3 protein-coding genes are annotated in these 2,447 nt (G+C 58.6%); 1 reads left to right on the top strand and 2 read right to left on the bottom strand.

The window, feature by feature from the left end; all coding sequences use genetic code 11:
- The coding region (locus AC1DRJ_RS24440) for an oligopeptide/dipeptide ABC transporter ATP-binding protein (protein WP_477804421.1) at window positions 1-239 on the top strand (239 nt) is incomplete at its 5' end.
- A gap of 189 nt (window positions 240-428) precedes the next feature.
- Here AC1DRJ_RS24440 and AC1DRJ_RS24435 read toward each other — a convergent pair.
- Window positions 429-683: a hypothetical protein gene (locus tag AC1DRJ_RS24435; RefSeq protein WP_477804420.1), complete on the bottom strand. Its 255-nt coding sequence runs from the start codon at window positions 681-683 to the stop codon at window positions 429-431.
- Between the two features lie 253 nt (window positions 684-936).
- Window positions 937-2,447 (bottom strand): peptide chain release factor 3 (locus tag AC1DRJ_RS24430; protein WP_477804419.1); only part of this gene is annotated, 1,511 nt, incomplete at its 5' end.

Below are 2,447 nucleotides of genomic sequence, written 5' to 3'. Positions count from 1 at the left end.
CGTACACTCAAGCGCTGTTGTCGGCCACGCCGACCATTCACCCGGACCCGAACAAGCCGAAAATCAAAATCGTCGGCGAATTGCCCAACCCGCTGAACCCGCCGTCGGGTTGCGCGTTCCACAAGCGCTGCCCGTACGCCACCGAGCGTTGCAGCACTGAAGAGCCAGCCTTGCGCCTGCTCGACAGCCGTCAGGTAGCTTGCCACTACGCCGAGCAGTTCATCGACGGCGCGGCATAAAAATGTGGGAGTGAGCCGGCTCCGGGCGGCGTTCCGACGATAGCGCCCTTTCAATCGACATTGATGTCGACTGACCTGACGCCTTCGCGAGCAGGCTCGCTCCCACAGGGAAATCGGGCCTGTTCAGTAACCCCTTCTACTTCGATTGCGTAGCTATCGGAGCAGAGGGGGTTTTATTTTGTGGGGCTGTTACGACATGCTGTCGCCTTCATCATCGTCGGTGTCCGGCTCTTCAGTGGTCGAATCGTCATCGCCCTTGCTACCACCCTGATCTTGGTCCCCTGGCTCTGAGTCGGACTTGGCGATCATCAAGCTCGAATGTGTCACCTGCCCGCTCGAAGCTTGTTCATCATGGTCCGGGCACTCCGCCCACGCCGCCGACATACTCACGCACATCATCACTAACACCTTAAGCAACAGCACAACGCGTTGAAAAATGCTCATAGCCGAATCCATCCTTTTGGGGTGACGCAGGGCGCCTGACTGACGCTAAGTGAAATCTAGTTCCGATCAGCGGGGTTCTCCAGACGGGACGCTAAGGAGGCGGCAGAATTGCCATTGGCGGGAAGATTGGTTTTGAATAACCGTTATGGCGAACAGTTATTTCGAATCCCGACTCGGTCCCACACTAGACCGAGTCGACAATAAAAAGCCCCGCAACTTTCGCAACGGGGCTTTGGGTGTTTCGACTCAGCGCTTAGTGATGCTCACGCGTCGCACGGAATTTCACGTCCGGCCAGCGCTCTTCCATCAGCGCCAGGTTGACCCGCGTCGGGGCCAGGTAGGTCAGGTGACCACCGCCGTCGACTGCAAGGTTTTCCACGGCCTTGACCCGGAATTCCTCAAGCTTCTTCTTATCGTCGCAATCGATCCAGCGTGCGGAATAAACGGTGATCGGCTCGTAGGAACATTCCACCTTGTATTCCTCTTTCAAGCGGCTCGCCACCACATCGAACTGCAGCACACCAACGGCGCCGAGGATGATGTCGTTGCTGCGCTCGGGGAAAAACACCTGGGTCGCGCCCTCTTCCGCCAACTGCTGCAAGCCCTGACGCAGTTGCTTGGATTTCAGCGGATCACGCAGGCGCACGCGACGGAACAGTTCCGGAGCGAAGTGCGGGATACCGGTGAAGCCAAGGACTTCGCCTTCGGTGAAGGTGTCGCCGATCTGGATGGTGCCGTGGTTGTGCAAACCAATGATGTCGCCGGCGAAGGCTTCTTCCAGTTGCTCACGCTCGGAGGAGAAGAAGGTCAGCGCATCGCCGATCCGCACATCCTTGCCGGTGCGCACGTGGCGCATCTTCATGCCTTTTTCGTACTTGCCGGAGCAGATACGCATGAAGGCGATGCGGTCGCGGTGTTTCGGGTCCATGTTCGCCTGGATCTTGAACACGAAGCCGGCGAATTTCTCTTCAACCGGCTCCACGGTGCGCTCGTTGGCGACACGGGCCAGCGGTTTCGGCGCCCAGTTGACCACGGCGTCGAGCACGTGATCGACACCGAAGTTGCCCAGTGCAGTACCGAAGAACACCGGGGTCAGTTGACCGTCGAGGAATTCCTGCTGATTGAACTCGTGGCAGGCGCCTTGCACCAGTTCCAGTTGATCAACGAAGCGATCGTACTCGTCGCCCAAGTGTGCGCGAGCTTCATCGGAGTCGAGCTTCTCGATGATTTTCACATCGGTGCGCTCGTGGCCGTGGCCGGCGGTGTACACGATGATGTAGTCGTCGGCGAGGTGGTAAACGCCTTTGAAGTCGCGGTAGCAACCGATCGGCCAGGTGATCGGCGCGGCCTTGATCTTCAGGACCGCTTCGATTTCGTCGAGCAGTTCGATCGGGTCGCGGATGTCACGGTCGAGTTTGTTGATGAAGCTGACGATTGGCGTGTCACGCAGACGGCAAACGTCCATCAGCGCGATGGTCCGTGGCTCTACACCCTTACCGCCGTCGAGGACCATCAATGCCGAGTCAACCGCCGTCAGGGTGCGGTAGGTGTCTTCGGAGAAGTCTTCGTGGCCCGGGGTATCGAGCAGGTTGATCATGTGGTCGCGATACGGGAACTGCATGACCGACGTGGTAATCGAGATACCACGCTGCTTTTCCATTTCCATCCAGTCGGAGGTGGCATGGCGGTCGGACTTGCGAGACTTCACCGTGCCCGCAATCGCAATCGCCTTGCCCATCAGCAAGAGCTTCTCAGTGATGGTGG

Source organism: Pseudomonas sp. P5_B2 (assembly GCF_056400445.1).
This window is presented reverse-complemented; position numbering and strand designations above follow the sequence as displayed.

Coding starts and splice junctions, on each gene's coding strand:
- AC1DRJ_RS24435 (WP_477804420.1), bottom strand. CDS start 683: ATGAGCATTTTTCAACGCGTTGTGCTGTTGCTTAAGGTGTTAGTGATG.